The organism is Methanolobus sp. WCC5 (genome assembly GCF_045690325.1).
In the GTDB taxonomy this organism is placed as follows: Archaea; Halobacteriota; Methanosarcinia; order Methanosarcinales; family Methanosarcinaceae; genus Methanolobus.
Map to the genome: position 1 here is coordinate 2,333,446 of NZ_CP146981.1, position 15,368 is coordinate 2,348,813.

The window sequence follows — 15,368 nt, forward strand, 5'->3', positions numbered from 1 at the left end:
GCACACCTCACATGATCCTGGGGGCCTTAAAGTTGCCTTCCTGCCTGTGTTCAGTGTTTGAAAGTACTGCTTCCTGTGGCAACGATTCTGTGACTTCGTCTTTCCTGAACACGTTAACAATGTCCGCTACATGGTATGTGGGTGCTGCATCTTCGGTATCGACCTCGTCGAGCTGTCCGAAATAGTCCAGTACGGAGTTAAGCTTCTCTGCATAAGCATCGGATTGTTTTGCATCAATCTCGATACGTGCGAGCCAGCCTACGTGTTCTACTTCTTCTTTAGTGATCATCGTAAGTTCCTCGGATTTGAAATAGGGTAAGATATATAGATATTTAAGTGTTAGAAAAGCAGACGATTATATTAAAAATGTTGGTTAAGAAAAAACGTACCCTATACTTTTAGCTTAAGGAATCTGTATTTTTTCATTCTTCAGAGAATTCTGATCGACCCTGCTTTTTTCAATTCATCGCAAATTTCAACTGGATATATACTCTGAAAACGTGTACTTATATTTACTTATTTATTTATATATACCTATATTGATCTCCCGAATCCTATTTTCAAACATTTCATAAATAATAACGTGAAGCTTTCTCTCCGATTGATATTTAACTTGTGAATCTCAATATAGTCAATAAAACTGTTCCTGCTAACTTTATTATAAGGAGATTTTATCAATGGGCTTAATAAAAATTGTCCTGAAAGCCTTGTTGAAAGGACGATTCTACAAACTGCAATTACACACAAAAACGTTATCTCTGGCCAGTAAAAGGTCCGATCTGCCACTTTATACCAGGTTGTTTGCAGCTTTTGTGGTCCTTTATATTTTAAGTCCCATCGATCTAATTCCCGGTTTTGTTCCTGTCCTGGGAATCATTGATGATATTATCCTTATCCCGCTGGGATTGATATTTGTCATGAAAATGATCCCAAAGCACATCATGAATGAGTGCAGGTGTGAAGCCCAGCAGATGCTGGAATGTAAGAATAAGGCAAAGGTCACTGCAGAAGCGTAAGATACATGGTCAATCTTGTGATTTTCCTGTGCCTTATCCATAATTCATTATTAATACAACTCAGTACTATAGTGTATGTCAGGATCTTTATCAATGTTACAGGACTGGCATCGCATTGCAATGACATACAGACGGCAGTAAAAAAGCAAACCGTAAAAACCGGCTGAAAACAAAAACCTGAGGTGTTCCCATAGTAGAAAAGGGCAGGCTCCTGAATTTCATCAAGGAAAGGAATGATTACATCAAAAGCTTACCTGATGTTGAAAAGAAAGCATTCGTTGCGTCAATAGAGAAGATCAAGGAACGCAAGGGTAAGATCGAAAAACTGCTGCTCAAGAAAAACGGAAGTGAATGTGTTGATGACCTTCTTTTCTCTTTTGTGGACCTGCCTATTTTCGGAAAAGAATACTGGTTCATGAAATTCACTTCAAACGATGGCTCAAGGCGGCAGTTCTTCTACATGTTCGGCAGAAGTGCCGGGGATATTGCGGTCAATGGAAGGTATGTGGAGGGCAGCAGGATAGTGGATGACAGCATAGAGGGATATTGCGTTTCCTGGGCATACGATGAAATTTACAGGAAGATCACAGATGATCTGGGGATGATTGAGGTAAAAGACAATAAGGTTGCCTGGTCCAATAAGGTTATCCAGGCAAGTTTCCACGGTTCTTTCCCGGAATATAAACTGGAGATATCGGATTGTGACAGGAAAGTGTGTTCTCTGGATATCCATGAGCCGGAGGAGGACGGATACAATACCGAGCTGATGGAGAACTTCAAGGGTCTTTTCGGCTACAGGGTGGCAAATCTGTATTTTGACTTCAATGGTGAACTGTTCGGAAAGGATTTCTCCGGGAAATGCTATGTGCAAAAAGTGATCGTTATTGGTCCTTTGCTTCCCTGGAAATGGTCAAGGATCATCTTTACCAATGGGTCTGTACTGACCTACTACACATCAAACATAGGGGTCATAGGACTGGAATATGAGATACGGAATTTCATGAGCTTCTATGATGCAACTACAAAGCAAATGCATAATTTCAAAAAGGCAATGGTACATGAGTATCCTTCTGAAAAAGGTGATAAGAGATGGGTTATCACCACGGAGGACTTCCGTGTTTTTGTGGTCACGAAGAGTTATTGCAGGGAATCCTTCAGTTTCACGAAGAATTTCAATTTCAGCTATATCGAGAACCTTGTTGACGTGGTGGACCTGAGGATAGAGACTGAGGATAGGATCATAACACTGGAAGAAACAGGAAGTGGCCTTGGTATGGTTGAAGATACGTCAGGGTTTGTGATCTAAACCAACCAAGAATGAATGAATGAATGAATATGGATCCTTCACAAAATCAGATGTCTCCTCATATGGGTGGGGATTAAGGTGAATCTGAGGATATAATGAAAAAGCCAGCGAACTATCGGATAAATCCATGGCCCGGCATAAAAGGCAAGGATATTCCGGCAACCATCGAACTTGACCCTGTTATTTATAATTATGCACCCACAGATGCCATGGTTCTTGATATTGGTTGTGCCTGCGGAAAGGTCAGTATACCCATCGCAATACATGGCTATTCGGTCACAGGTATCGACATCAACACAGATGTGCTGGAATTGGCAAAGCACTCATCAGGTTCACAGCAATGTCCTATGTCCCCTTCTTTTTTGAAAGCCAATGCCACCGCTCTCCCCTTCCCCGATGAAACCTTTGACCTCTGCGTGATGCAGGCGTTCCTGACCACTGTGGTCTCAAAGGAAGATCGCAGCCGAATCATCCGGGAAGCCTGCCATGTCCTTAAACCTGACGGCCACCTCTACATTGCCGATTTCGGCCAGACCTGGCACTCGAATATCTATCGTGAACGTTACATCAATGACCTGCCAGTAACAAAGGAGGAGGGTTCATTTATGGCCTATGATGAGAAAACAGGTGAAGTTGATTATATCTCCCATCATTTTACTGAGAAGGAGCTGGTGTTTTTGCTGGTTGAGAACGGGTTTGAGATTGAGTATTTTAAGAGGGATACGTTTGTGACGAGGACAGGGAATCGGGTCAATGGGTTTGTTGTGGTGGGGAGAAAACGGCTGAACATGCACGACGAAGGAAAATAAGCAGCATGCTGCCTTCAGAATAAATTTTCGGCAGCAATTCTGTATAAGTTGTTCTCTAGGGTCAGTAATTTGGCTACATAAATATACTGAAAGAAATTCAATATTTCTCGGTACGGCAGCAGAGGACTGTGCCGCCTGCGGCGGATGGTCGTGTTGATATTAGTTTGCCAACTGGTTTTACCGTTAATTGCAGGAACCTTCATAATATTGGAGGACACACTGGTGGAAACTAAGACCAGATTCCTTGTCTCTTCATTTCCTCCCCACACCCTTAAAAAAAGTATAAACAAAACTCCCCTCCTCTTCCGCCGTCCTGTGCAGATCATCAATTCCCATGTCAAAGATCTCTGCCTCAATAATCCCCGTATCAATTGCATCCTTCCTGACGCCCTCAACCATCGGTATGATCGTCCTTCTCACAAATCTTTCCTCCATCTGCGGACGGCTGGCATCGCTGTAGACCATGCGGGGTGAGACTGTTACATCACTGAAGCCTGCTTTTTTCAGAAGTGGGTAAACCTGCCTGCCGACGAGTGAATTGCCGCCAAGCCTTGCCTGCACTTCCACCAGGCTGTGCCAGGCTTTCACTCCTGCTTCGGTTTCGGGGTGGAAGAAGCATGATCCGTGGTCGCCTTCAATGACCGTGATGGTGCCGCCGGTCCTGAGTATGCGGCGCAGGCTTGTCAGTGCTTTGACAGGCTCCCTGAGGTGCTCGAGTACGAAGCAGACGAAGACGTGGTCGAAGTTCTCGTCCGCGAAGGGCAGGTCGAAGATGTTCTCCACGCGGAACTCCACGTTGGTGACTCCTTCTTTGGCGGCACGTTCCCTGGCTTTGTTCAGGGAGTCTTCCGAGATGTCTATGGATGTGATCCGGGCCTGCGGGCTGTTCTTTGCGAGGATGACGGTCTGGGCGCCGATGCCGCAGCCGGCTTCGAGTACCCGGCTGCCGGGCGGGTACTTTGTGTCGCTGTGCAGGAGCTCTTCAAGTGTGCTTGCCTGGTCGCTGAGGCGGACAGATTCTCTTTCGGAATAGCCATGGACATAATCGTGGGGTTTTGGGGAAGGCATGATGTGATATTGTGCGGAAGTGTTTAAAAATACAGGGGTTTTTTCTCCTCAGACATTCTGCCTGCGGTTAAGCGAATACATCTGGATCTTCTTCATCTTTGCGAGGTTGAGTATATTTTTCATCTCCTTTTCCTCAAGCAGGCGGGAATCGATATATCCGTTGTCCACTGCCTCGTTGAATATCTCATATCCCATGCCGGAACGTGCAAGCACAGTGGTCCAGTCCCTGGGGGTTCCCACACCGCCAAATGAGAGGTCTGCACTCTCAGAGGCCATGTCGGTGCAGTACTTGCATGAACTGCTCCTGTACTGGTCAAGCTCCCCCAGCGGGAACACCTTAAGTTCATCCCTGGTCTGGAACTCGAACCTTCCCTTGCGGATCTTCATCCATTCGATATCGTCAAGCTTCATGTCCTTACTTTCAACGAATTCCTTAATGCCCTCATAATAGAAGGTATCCATGCAGAACAGCCCCATCTTCAGGATATTAGCTCTCATGAACAGGTGCAGGAATCCGTACGGGCTTTTCTGCATCTTGGTTACGGCATCTATATTACAGCTTGGACCAACAAAGGCAATGCTTCGCATGCCCTGTTTGATAGCGCTCATCAAAGCCTCCAGTGTCATGCTATGGCTGTAGATGCTCCCTGTCCCCTCAAGGATATCATCATAGGTCTTTGCCACAATGGGCACAGGTTTCCAGGGCTCCTCTTCTGATCTGGTGGTCACGATTGCGCAGTCGATAAGTCCTTCTTCCAGGGCATAGGCCAGCATGGATGTGACCACTCCTCCGTCCTGTCCCTTCAGCTCAGGTATGGCTGTTCTTGCACAATAGGCATTGCGTATCCTTCCAACAAGCCCTTCCTCTGTGGTAATGGTCCTTGGACATTGGTTATAGCATACACCGCAGGCGGTACACTTGTCGATCAGCCTGGGTTGCTCATCCTTTATAACAATAGATTCACACGATGCGGCACAAGCTCCGCAGAGTGTGCATATGCCGGGCTTGATTATATCCTTCCTGAGTTTTCCAAAAGATATCTTTTCCTGCTCTGCAATAGAGCGTTTAAGGCGGATGACTCGTTTCTCAAGCAGGTCGAACTTGTTCTTACATTCATAAGAGCAGAACCGGTAGAGCTTCCCGCCATATTCGGTATAATAGGGGGTGTCTTCCTGTACTTTATTTTTGCATATAGGATCAATAGGCATCTTAATCTCCCAGGATCGCGGATGTCCTTCTGGAGTTGCTATATTCTCTCTGATATATAATGAAATTTGAACCGTATAATCATTAAAAAACCCTGAGCACTTTTGGGATGCTGTCACAGACCATTGCGCAGTTTATGGTTCCCGGGGAAACTATAAAGTATCTCCTGCAAAAATAGCTTATATTAAGGCACCAGTTGCCTGATAAATCAAAACGGCCAGTTCTCTGGTATCGGAGCATCCATGAACGCAGAAACAAAAGCTCAACTCATCTCCGCAGGTTCCGTGAATATGGATCCTTCTCTCATCCGCAGGCTGACAATTCCCACAGCAGGTCCCGGAGCCGGGAACGTAGCCTTCTTCTTCAATTCGGGAGGACACCGTGTACGTCTTGCTGTTAAAAAAGAATCCTCTCTTGAAGCTGGAATGGAAGGTGGCGAGCTCGTGATCAGGAAAGATGGTATTAAGATCGCAAGAGGCAGTATTGAAGAGGAGCTGATCCACTGCCCGGACCAGGCCTTCATCACCATGTGTGAGAAGTGTGTCTTTGACTGTAAGTTCTGCCCTGTCCCCAAACTCTGCGGAAATGTAAAGAGCATGGACCAGATGCTTAAGATGATAGCACAAGCACATGAAACCGGCCGGATGAAGGCAATATCCATCACCTCCGGAGTTGAGATATCAGCAGAACATGAGGTAGAGAGGGCTGAAGAACTTATCCTCAGGCTCAGGGAGCTATATAGTGTCCCAATAGGTGTTTCCGTCTATCCCACAGAAGATTCCACACGCCGGCTCAGGGATGCGGGTGCTGACGAGCTAAAATACAATGTCGAGACCATGGATAGGAAGTTACATGCCGTGTTATGTCCGGACCAGGACCTTGAATTCCTGCTTGGTTCGCTCAGGGAAGGCGTAAAGGTATTTGGCAGGAATAAGGTCTGCTCCAATTTCATCATAGGTCTGGGTGAAACAGACGAATCTGCAAAAAAAGGCATAGAAGAGCTTGTTTCAATGGGAGTTGTCCCTATCCTCAGGGCAGCCTCCAGGCATCCACTTAGGGACGGTGAAGTGTTTATAGAGCGCCCGTCCGCAGAAAGGCTGCTTATGCTGAATCATTTCCTCCGTGAAAAACTGGATGAGTACGGCCTGCGTGCTGATACCTTTAAGACGATGTGCCTGCCCTGTACGGGTTGTGACATCAATCCGCACGCCGATCTTAGCGAATGAACCCTTGCCATTTCTTTTTCATTCGTTATCTTTACTTTCTTATCTGTTTCTCTTGTCCATTATCTTTTCTATTAACTCCGGCCACACCGAGGCCGCCACTATCATGCTGAGGATGAACACAAAGATCATGCCTGCAATGATATCCACCTGGCTGTACAAAGGCACTGTTCTGGAGCTGTTCACAATGACCGAAAGCCCTGCAAATATGGTCACAAGTATAAGTGAAGAGGCCACACTTGCGATAAGTGCATATTTTCCTGTATCGTAACCTGTTCTTTCCATGCGGACATCTCCTCCTTTCTTATTTTATCCTGCTCCTTTTCATGAGCAGTGAGTTCGTTGTGACGGATACCGAGCTCATGGCCATAAAAGCCGCGGCCAGCTCGGGGCTGATGACGATCTTTGTGACGAATGGATAAAGTATTCCTGCTGCAAGTGGTATGCCGATGCTGTTGTAGCCGAATGCCCAGAAAAGGTTCTGTTTTATCTTGTTCATTGTAAGCCGGCTGAGTCTTATGGATGCCAGCACATCCCGAAGATCGTTCTTTATAAGGACTATCTGTGCAGACTCCATTGCAACATCCGTGCCCGCTCCCATTGCAATTCCTATATCTGATTGTGTAAGTGCTGGAGCATCATTGATGCCATCTCCCACCATTGCAACTATCCTGCCCTCATTCTGCAGCTTCATTATCTCGGAAGCCTTATCACCAGGGAGTACTTCTGCCAGTACCCTGTCAATACCAAGCTGTGCTGCAATCGCATCAGCTGTCCTTTTGTTGTCCCCGGTTATCATCATGACCTCAATTCCCATATCCTGCAGCTTTTTCACGGCTTCCTGAGAGTTCTCTTTGAGCGTATCTGCAACGGCAACCAGGCCGACGGCATGTCCTTCCTTCGCAACTATCATGGCGGTCTTGCCTTCTGCTTCAAGGCTTTCCATGTTCCGGGTTAACGATGAGATGTCAACTTCATTGTCTTCCATGAGTTTGCGGGTTCCCAGAAGTATCCGATTGCCATCAATAGTAGCTTCGATACCATGCCCTGCAATGGACCTGAAGTTTTGCGGATCCCTTATTTCAAGCCCTTTCTCTTCAGCAGTCTTCACGATTGCCTCACCCAGAGGGTGCTCAGAACCTTTTTCCGCACTTGCAGCCATGGAAAGCATTACATCACTATCCATCTTTACATCAGGGGTCAGCAGGATGTCAGTAAGTTCGGGCTTTCCTTTTGTGAGGGTCCCTGTCTTGTCAAACACAATGGTATCTATTTTCAGTGTCCTCTCAAGGGCTTCTCCGCCTTTGATAAGTATTCCGTTCTCTGCACCTTTGCCTGTACCTACCATAATGGCGGCAGGTGTTGCCAGTCCCACAGCACAGGGGCAGGATATCACAAGAACCGTAATTGAGATGAGTAGTGAGAATAGGAACGGACTTGCCATTCCCGAATTAATTACAACATTGAATTTCTCGTAGCCGATGAAATACCAGAAGAAGAATGCTGCCAGGGCGATAACATGTACTGCCAGGATGAAATGACCTGCAACAACATCAGCTATACGCTGTATCGGTGCCTTTGAAGTCTGTGCATTTTCCACAAGTTCGATTATCCTTGCAAGGGCAGTGTCAGCTCCAACGTTGGTTGCCCTGAACTTGATTGCACCTGACCGGTTGAGGGTTGAGCCGATGACCATATCTCCAACATTCTTTTCCACGGGGATGCTCTCACCGGTTATCATTGACTCGTCCATTGCAGAGGAACCTTCGATGACAACACCATCAACAGGCACCTTCTCTCCCGGTCTCACAAAGACTATGTCGTCCACCTGTACCTCTTCCACAGGAACTTCCTTTTCCCGTCCGTCTGCGATTATACGAGCCGTTTTCGCCTGCAGGCCGATAAGCTTTTTTATAGATTCCGATGTCCTGCCCTTTGCTCTTGCCTCAAGGTATCTTCCAAGTACTATGAAAGCGATAAGCATGACCGCAGTGTCGTAGTACAGGTGCTCGTAGCCGGGTCCAAGGTCCAGGTAGCTTGCCGCAATGCTGATAGCATAGGCCGCTCCGGTTCCTGTGGCAATCAACAGGTTCATATCTGTGACCCCATGTTTCAGGCCACGGTAAGTCCCAACGAAGAATTGTCTTCCCGGGAAGACCATCACAATTGTAGTGAGCAGGAAAAGCATGTTCCTGTCCAGGAAGAGTTCCGGCACAAAAGCGAAATATCCGGGAAACATCATTTTCATGTGCCCGAGCATAACAGGGATCATTACTGCAATCGAAATGAGCAGGTTGTTCCTCTGCTCCCTGATCTCACGCTCCCTTTCCATTCTTTCCCTGTCCTGTGTTTCAGACCGGCTTGCAGGAAGCGATGCTGAATATCCTATCCTTTCGATGGCTTTTTTCATAACCTCTGCTGTGACAAGGGATGAATTGTACTCTACAATTGCCTTTCCTGTAGTAATGTTCACATTTGCAGAACTTACTCCTTTGACTTTTCTGAGTACCTTCTCCACATTCCGGGAGCAGGCTGCACATTTCATCCCTCCTATCTCAAGCACGGCACGGTCCCTTACAATATGATAACCGATCCCTTCGATGGTTTTTTCCATCTCTTGGGGTGTGATATGTGCCGGGTTAAAATCCACAGCTGCCCTTTCCATAGGCAGGTTAACGGAGGCAGATATCACACCATCAAGTTTGTTGAGTGCTTTTTCTATGTTCTGTGCACACGCAGAGCACTGCATCCCTGATATCCTGAAAACAATATTCTTAACAGAACCAGGCTCAGTTATCGTTACATCAGTTATCCCGTCATCATCAATTACAATGGGACACGCATTCTCCCCTTCGTCAGTGTCAGGAACCGAACAGATTTCTTCCCCAACTTCGTATCCGGCATATGTGACTGCTTTTTTAATATCATCAATGCTTATCCTGTCTGCATTGAACTCCACTGCTGCTTTCTCCTCTTCAAGGCTGACTTCCACGGATGTCACACCTTCAAGGGATGATATGGCATCTGTTACACGCTTGTGGCAATGCTCACAGGTCATGCCAAAGATTCTGATTTCTGCTTTCATTTTGCCTGTAAATTAGGACAACGAACCTTCCCTTACTGCTCTCTGATCACTTCATATCCTGCGTCAGTTACTGCTTTCTTTATGGAATCAAGATTTGCAATCGCAGGATCGAAATTGATAGTAGCTGTTTTTGCTGCCAGATCCACCTTCACTTCGCTGACCCCCTTTATTGCAGCTATGGACTTTTCCACGTTTGCCTGACAGTGACCGCACATCATACCTTCTATATTTATTGTTTCTGTAACCATTGTTTTTCTCCCGGGAATACTGTTAAAGGATTTGCTATTCATTTGGTCCGTCAATTATATAGTTTTCACGCTTGTGAAGTACCCGTGAAGTTCAGCAGGTTCTAACGCATTGTTCTATCATTTCTTTCCATCTGAGAGGAGCATCGACATCAAGTTGATGTTTTGTCATTTTTTCTGTATCTTCGGTGATTATCAAGCTGTCTTTTTTGAGAAATCCTCCTTTAATTTCAACACCAACGATTTTACTGTTGCTTATCTCATATCTTATACCTTGTGTCAGATCAGCAACAATTACACGTCTGTTAGTAAGCATTATTATCTGCCCACGGTTTCTTGATGACAGTGTAAGGTATTCACCTTTAAGGTATTCGGGGCGAAGGGTCTTAAGTGTCTCTTTAATCAGGGCAAGCTTTCCGCAGCTGATGGGATACATTGTGAGCTTCTTTTTACCTGTTATCATTATGAGCCTGTCAGGTTCGCAATGTATGCCAAGTATTTCTTTTATGTCGATGCGCTCCTCAATATCCAAACGTTTTGGAAAAAGCCCTGAACTTTCCTTTTTCAGGAAGATGTTCCTGTTTGTCAGGGTCATGGTAAATTTCTCGCTGCCTATCATCACGACTTCATTTGCAAGCAGCCTTTCTCCTCTTTTTAATATAGTACCATTGCCTATTTCTTTCATTTCTCTTTCAGCACGTATTTCCGGTATATATACTGGATCAATGCATGCATCAGGCAGGTAATGGTTAAGCATTTCCACAAGAAGTTTCCCATCTATGAGTTTAAGGTTATGTTCTGCAGCTTCCTCGATCGCTTCTTTTGTAAAAGATGAAGTTGTTACCATTATCACTCCATCCACACGGTCCCTGTATCGCAGACTGCTATATTCCCTTACTTCCTTTACTCCCACCGGACCTGAATATCTCTTTGCCTGCACCAGCCAGGTGTGTGAGAGTCCGAAGTTCTCTATCATAATTACAATATCAATTCCTCTGTCCCTGGAGTATTGAGTAAGTTCTGTCTTGTAGCCTATTTTAGAAAAAAGTCCTGAAAGCAGCGTCTCAAAATCTTTAGGATCAATTTCATGCAGGATATCGATTGTCCATTTTTTCATTTTATCTGTTTTTATCTGTTATTTTTAAGTTAATAGTTTTTCCCTGATTTTGTTTGATATCATATGGTAGTGCTCAGTTATTGCACAACCATGCAAACAATTAAATGCGTTAAGAACAGATTAGGAAGAAACCAAGGAGAAATAGTATATATCTGTCAAGTTATGTCAACTGCTAAATATCTATGCCAAGGTTAACATAATTTAATATAACTATAATATTAATACAAAGGGTGAATCCAATGGATGAGTTAGAATCTATCAGGGAAAAAAGGATGCAGGAAATCAGAAGGTCTTTTGAGCAAAAAGATTATCCAGCAAGTCCGGTGACAGTTACCGATGCTTCGTTTGATGAGCTCATATCAAAATATCCTCTTGTTCTGGTGGACTGCTGGGCGCCATGGTGTGGCCCCTGCAGAATGCTCTCTCCTGTTCTTGATGAGCTGGCTTTGGAGATGCGGGGGAAAGTGGTTTTTGGCAAGTTGAACGTAGACGAGGAAAAAATGACTGCAGTATCCTTTGGGATAAGCAGTATTCCCGCAATGCTCATATTCAGGGAAGGAAAATTCGTTGACAGTTTAATAGGCGCTGTTCCAAAACAGAATATCGTCCAAAAACTCCAGCCTTATATGTGAGGGAATAAAATGGCACACAAACCCAGAATCGCAGAAAGCCCTTCGGTTCGTTTACTTGACCTTAAGGACAAATCAAAATCCTATTTCATCGTGGCATCGGTAGAGGTCGGTAATACTACTACCAAATGTATACTTACTGCTACAAACCTTGAAGATGGAAAGACCCGGCTCATTAAGAAAACTGTTAGTATGACACGGGATGTGCGTCCTCCAAAACCAGGTGAAGTTATCTTTGGAAGGACGCTTAACGGTGTTGAACTGACCAGGGAGTCGGTTGGTGAACTGGTAAGGGACACTCTTCTGGGAGCCGTGAAAGAGGCAAATCTGGACATCAAAACCGATATTCATTTTGTTGTCAGGTCCACTGGTGTTGTAGCGGGCTTTGACTCTCCTGATGAGGTTGGTGAATTCATCAAAGCACTTGCAGATGGCTGTCTGATGGCGGGTGTGCCGCCAAACCGTATGACTCCTCCAATGTCTATTTCCAATATCCCGGACCGCTTCCGGAAATACTCCAAACTTGAAAAGGTAATATTTGACGGTGCAGTAGCAAGTGTGACCCCTCCAACGGGTTCAACTGGTGTTGAGATCGTTGCCAATGAGATGGAAGGTGAACTTGCAACAGCCGGAATAAAGGAAGGTGCAAAATGGGTGGATGTGGATTTCCGCAATCCATGTATTTCCATGGACTTCGGTACGACACTTGATGGCAGGATCATAAGTCCGGACCTACCCTATGCAAGGACCATCGGGAATTTCTGTGGTTATGCAGGTGCAATCCCGGATGCAATTATCAAGGGCACAGGTCTTGTTGATGGTAAAAAAGGTACTGCTCTCGATGTTTTTGACAACAGGTCACTTGACGGGCTAACCCTGATGCTTAAGGGGAAGATTATCAGGGAATATGCGGAGAAGATGTTGAATTACATTGTTGTGGAAAAAGTACCCAAAGGCCGTAAAAGATATGGCAGCGTACCTGTAAATTCAGAGGCTGCAGATGCTATAAATGTAGTTCTCATTGGTTGTGATGTGGGGGATAACGGTTCTGATATGGACAAACTCTCATCACTGGGTGGCGAGGTTTATGAAAAATACAACATGAGGGTATTGTTTGCTATTATTGACGAGGTCATGGCACGGGTGGTGCAGCGTCTTGTGAAAGTTGCACAGGATGAAGGTCTTGTCTATGAGGACACTTCCATCGGTGTCACAGGCAGGGCAGGTATAACCGGTAACAAGCCAAAGCTCATACTGAAATATCTGCATGAGCTGGGGATCAATCACAGGATCGATGAGAATGTTGTCTTTGTGGATGACGGTCTTGCACGCGGTGCCGCCGTTATGGCAAGGTGCATGAATTCCCTTGGAACCACTTTCAACCCCCTTGGAGGACACAGGGGAGGAAAATGCATACTTGGGCAACGCATAAAGTTACAGAATAAGTGAGTTACAGAATAAGTGACAAAAATCAGTGATAAAAACCTGATAATAAGAATTGGCAGGTTCTTCCTGCCATAAATAAACATTTTCATCCGATCCAAAAAAGCGGTAAGATCATGCTCGTCTTTTTTGCTGTCTTTTCATCTCTTTCTGGAACTCTATTTCATGTCTTTTCACATATCTGTCATGCCTGTTGGGTTTTGTATTTTTCAAAATTGCACCTCATAACCGATCATGAATGATGCGTTTAACTACCGGCAAAGCATAAAGCGTCCATATACTCGAAAACATAGCCTGATGAACTTTCAATTTTAAGTAATCCTACCTCTTTTTTGTAATTATTAAATTTTAATCTACATCACAGGAATTTATATTTTTTGCTTTTTTACCCCGGGATAAGTCTCTCTCTTGATCTTTAATCGCAGTTATTGTATATGAATGTGGATTTTAGCCGTATAATATTAATTTTTCATCGGACTTGTAATATTATTCCTTCATAAGACCCAGCCACGCACATAATTCTTTCAGTTTCATGGCATTAAGCACATCCTCCGGCTCTATCCAGCTCCTTCTTGCAACATCTATCCCATAGGCAATGTTGTTAAAATGCTCGATAGCATGCGTATCTGTGTTGATGGCAAGCATAACTCCATGATCTTTTGCTTTCCTTGCATTGATATCATTAAGGTCAAGTCTCCATGGAGAGGAATTTATCTCAAGGACTTTTCTGTTTTCCTTTGCTACGGCAATTATCCTGTCCATGTCCACATCATATGCAGGACGTTTCCCAAACTTCCTTCCCGTGGGATGGGCAAGTATATCCACATGTTCGTTCTCAAGCGCAGCAACAATCCTTTTTGTCATTTTGTTCCTGTCCTGCTCAAGCCCTGCATGAACAGCCACTATGACAACATCAAGTCTCTTAAGGATGTCATTACTGTAATCAAGCTTCCCGTCAGCACGTATATCACATTCGGTTCCGGAAAGTATCCTTATATCATCATATCTGTCCTGAAGATGTTCTATCTCTTCTATATGTTCAAGGAGCCTTCTTTCAGATAAACCGTTGGCAATTCCCGTGGATGGTGAATGATCGGTAATTGCAATGTATTCATATCCTCTCTGTATTGCAGCCTGTACAAGCTCTTCCATGGAATTTATCCCGTCACTCCAGTTGGAATGGACGTGCAGGTCACCTTTGATGTCCTCTTTAGTTATCAATTGTGGAAGGTTTGTTGTCAGGCTGGCTTCTATCTCCCCCCTGTCTTCACGAAGCTCCGGGGGAAAGTATTCGAGTCCCAGGAAATCGTATACTTCTTTTTCCTTACTGCATAAGGTCTTTTTGTCACTGCTCAGATCCGTGAAACCGTATTCATTCAGGCTGTAACCTCTGGAGAGGGCAAGTTTCCTTAGATGTATATTGTGTTCCCTGGAACCTGTGAAATGCTGCAGCATGGAACCAAAACATTCTTTCTCGACAATCCTGAGGTCTACGTTTATGTTCCCTGCATATATGACAGAAGCTTTTGAAGTGCCGGCCTGAATTATCTCTTTGACCTTTGAAAGGCCTGTAAAAGAGATCACTGCCTTTTCCGGTTCACTGGAAACAGCTATAAGATCAATGTCACCCACAGTATCCATCTTTCTGCGCAGGCTCCCGGCTATGACAACAGATCCAATATGTGGATTTGAAGACAGTTCCTGCTTTATTTCCCTGGCAATCTCCCCTGCAATTACAATTGGATGTCGCCCATGGTCTTTGTCCTGCTGTAATCTCATGACAGCCCGGAGGATCTTATCTTCCTGCTTCTCTCCCATTCTCGGAAGCCTTCGTATCCGGTGCTCTCTGGCTGCTTTGCTGAGTTCATCAATTGATGTTATGCCAAGTTTTTCGTAAAAGAGCCTTGCCATTTTAGGTCCTATTCCGGGAACATCCATAATGTCTATGATACCGGTAGGTACTTCCCCTGTAGTTCTTTCATAAGCTTCAAATGTACCGGTCTCAAGCATTTCAGCAATCTTGCTTTGAAGTGCCTCCCCTACCCCGGGAATGCTGTCCATATTTCCACTGGTGTACAATACTGCCAGCTCTTCATCCAATCCCTTTATGCTTCGTGCAGCATTTACGTAGGCTCTGATCTTGAAAGGGTTCTCACCTTTGAATTCCAGAAGTTTTGCCATCCGGCTGAACATCTCGGCTATCTGAACGTTATCCATGTC

Annotated in this window: 14 protein-coding genes; 6 read left to right on the plus strand and 8 right to left on the minus strand. The window is 45.0% G+C overall.

What is annotated here, in order from left to right; all coding sequences use genetic code 11:
- Positions 1-7: 7 nt before the first annotated feature.
- Positions 8-289, minus strand: a complete 282-nt coding sequence (gene gatC / locus V7O64_RS11365) for an Asp-tRNA(Asn)/Glu-tRNA(Gln) amidotransferase subunit GatC (RefSeq protein WP_407355504.1) — start codon at positions 287-289, stop codon at positions 8-10.
- Between the two features lie 388 nt (positions 290-677).
- Here gatC and V7O64_RS11370 point away from each other — a divergent pair, with 388 nt between their 5' ends.
- The 3 genes from V7O64_RS11370 to V7O64_RS11380 all read left to right on the plus strand — a co-directional run bounded on the left by V7O64_RS11370 (position 678) and on the right by V7O64_RS11380 (position 3,131).
- A complete protein-coding gene (locus tag V7O64_RS11370; RefSeq protein WP_407355505.1) occupies positions 678-1,016 on the plus strand; it encodes a YkvA family protein in 339 nt (112 codons plus the stop codon).
- Positions 1,017-1,395: 379 nt separating this feature from the next.
- A complete protein-coding gene (locus V7O64_RS11375; RefSeq protein ID WP_407355506.1) occupies positions 1,396-2,322 on the plus strand; it encodes a hypothetical protein in 927 nt (308 codons plus the stop codon).
- A gap of 95 nt (positions 2,323-2,417) precedes the next feature.
- Positions 2,418-3,131, plus strand: coding sequence for a class I SAM-dependent methyltransferase (locus V7O64_RS11380; protein WP_407355507.1), 714 nt, complete (start codon positions 2,418-2,420; stop codon positions 3,129-3,131).
- A 252-nt stretch (positions 3,132-3,383) separates the two neighbouring features.
- Here the strand turns inward: V7O64_RS11380 and V7O64_RS11385 are convergent, their stop codons facing one another.
- Positions 3,384-4,199, minus strand: coding sequence for a methyltransferase domain-containing protein (locus V7O64_RS11385; RefSeq protein ID WP_407355508.1), 816 nt, complete (start codon positions 4,197-4,199; stop codon positions 3,384-3,386).
- A 48-nt stretch (positions 4,200-4,247) separates the two neighbouring features.
- Positions 4,248-5,408: a Coenzyme F420 hydrogenase/dehydrogenase, beta subunit C-terminal domain gene (locus V7O64_RS11390; protein ID WP_407355509.1), complete on the minus strand. Its 1,161-nt coding sequence runs from the start codon at positions 5,406-5,408 to the stop codon at positions 4,248-4,250.
- A 240-nt stretch (positions 5,409-5,648) separates the two neighbouring features.
- Here V7O64_RS11390 and V7O64_RS11395 point away from each other — a divergent pair, with 240 nt between their 5' ends.
- Complete coding sequence (locus V7O64_RS11395) at positions 5,649-6,632, plus strand: radical SAM protein (RefSeq protein WP_407355510.1); 984 nt, start codon at positions 5,649-5,651, stop codon at positions 6,630-6,632.
- A gap of 39 nt (positions 6,633-6,671) precedes the next feature.
- On the opposite strand, the gene V7O64_RS11400 is transcribed toward V7O64_RS11395, so the two are convergent.
- The 4 genes from V7O64_RS11400 to V7O64_RS11415 all read right to left on the minus strand — a co-directional run bounded on the left by V7O64_RS11400 (position 6,672) and on the right by V7O64_RS11415 (position 11,076).
- The gene (locus tag V7O64_RS11400) at positions 6,672-6,914 is read right to left on the minus strand and encodes a hypothetical protein (RefSeq protein ID WP_407355511.1); all 243 of its coding nucleotides are present in this window, start codon (positions 6,912-6,914) and stop codon (positions 6,672-6,674) included.
- A 19-nt stretch (positions 6,915-6,933) separates the two neighbouring features.
- Positions 6,934-9,714, minus strand: coding sequence for a heavy metal translocating P-type ATPase (locus tag V7O64_RS11405; RefSeq protein WP_407355512.1), 2,781 nt, complete (start codon positions 9,712-9,714; stop codon positions 6,934-6,936).
- A 32-nt stretch (positions 9,715-9,746) separates the two neighbouring features.
- A complete protein-coding gene (locus V7O64_RS11410) occupies positions 9,747-9,962 on the minus strand; it encodes a heavy-metal-associated domain-containing protein (RefSeq protein WP_407355513.1) in 216 nt (71 codons plus the stop codon).
- Positions 9,963-10,053: 91 nt separating this feature from the next.
- Positions 10,054-11,076 (minus strand): restriction endonuclease, encoded by a 1,023-nt coding sequence (locus tag V7O64_RS11415; RefSeq protein WP_407355514.1) that lies wholly within the window; start codon positions 11,074-11,076, stop codon positions 10,054-10,056.
- A gap of 239 nt (positions 11,077-11,315) precedes the next feature.
- Here V7O64_RS11415 and trxA point away from each other — a divergent pair, with 239 nt between their 5' ends.
- Both trxA and V7O64_RS11425 read left to right on the plus strand, forming a co-directional pair.
- Positions 11,316-11,708 (plus strand): thioredoxin, encoded by a 393-nt coding sequence (gene trxA / locus V7O64_RS11420; protein ID WP_407355515.1) that lies wholly within the window; start codon positions 11,316-11,318, stop codon positions 11,706-11,708.
- A gap of 9 nt (positions 11,709-11,717) precedes the next feature.
- On the plus strand, positions 11,718-13,154 hold the full coding sequence (locus V7O64_RS11425; RefSeq protein WP_407355516.1) for a methanogenesis marker 14 protein: 1,437 nt from the start codon (positions 11,718-11,720) through the stop codon (positions 13,152-13,154).
- 480 nt (positions 13,155-13,634) lie between these two features.
- Here V7O64_RS11425 and polX read toward each other — a convergent pair whose 3' ends face one another.
- The gene (gene polX, locus V7O64_RS11430; RefSeq protein ID WP_407355517.1) at positions 13,635-15,365 is read right to left on the minus strand and encodes a DNA polymerase/3'-5' exonuclease PolX; all 1,731 of its coding nucleotides are present in this window, start codon (positions 15,363-15,365) and stop codon (positions 13,635-13,637) included.
- Between the last annotated feature and the right edge of the window lie 3 nt (positions 15,366-15,368).

Excerpts from the sequence above, each read along its gene's own strand:
- V7O64_RS11425 (WP_407355516.1), top strand. The coding sequence starts at position 11,718 with ATGGCACACAAACCCAGAATCGCAGAAAGCCCTTCGGTTCGTTTACTT.
- V7O64_RS11390 (WP_407355509.1), bottom strand. The coding sequence starts at position 5,408 with ATGCCTATTGATCCTATATGCAAAAATAAAGTACAGGAAGACACCCCC.
- V7O64_RS11410 (WP_407355513.1), bottom strand. The coding sequence starts at position 9,962 with ATGGTTACAGAAACAATAAATATAGAAGGTATGATGTGCGGTCACTGT.
- V7O64_RS11400 (WP_407355511.1), bottom strand. The coding sequence starts at position 6,914 with ATGGAAAGAACAGGTTACGATACAGGAAAATATGCACTTATCGCAAGT.
- trxA (WP_407355515.1), top strand. The coding sequence starts at position 11,316 with ATGGATGAGTTAGAATCTATCAGGGAAAAAAGGATGCAGGAAATCAGA.
- V7O64_RS11395 (WP_407355510.1), top strand. The coding sequence starts at position 5,649 with ATGAACGCAGAAACAAAAGCTCAACTCATCTCCGCAGGTTCCGTGAAT.
- V7O64_RS11415 (WP_407355514.1), bottom strand. The coding sequence starts at position 11,076 with ATGAAAAAATGGACAATCGATATCCTGCATGAAATTGATCCTAAAGAT.
- V7O64_RS11405 (WP_407355512.1), bottom strand. The coding sequence starts at position 9,714 with ATGAAAGCAGAAATCAGAATCTTTGGCATGACCTGTGAGCATTGCCAC.
- V7O64_RS11370 (WP_407355505.1), top strand. The coding sequence starts at position 678 with ATGGGCTTAATAAAAATTGTCCTGAAAGCCTTGTTGAAAGGACGATTC.
- polX (WP_407355517.1), bottom strand. The coding sequence starts at position 15,365 with ATGGATAACGTTCAGATAGCCGAGATGTTCAGCCGGATGGCAAAACTT.
- V7O64_RS11380 (WP_407355507.1), top strand. The coding sequence starts at position 2,418 with ATGAAAAAGCCAGCGAACTATCGGATAAATCCATGGCCCGGCATAAAA.
- V7O64_RS11385 (WP_407355508.1), bottom strand. The coding sequence starts at position 4,199 with ATGCCTTCCCCAAAACCCCACGATTATGTCCATGGCTATTCCGAAAGA.
- gatC (WP_407355504.1), bottom strand. The coding sequence starts at position 289 with ATGATCACTAAAGAAGAAGTAGAACACGTAGGCTGGCTCGCACGTATC.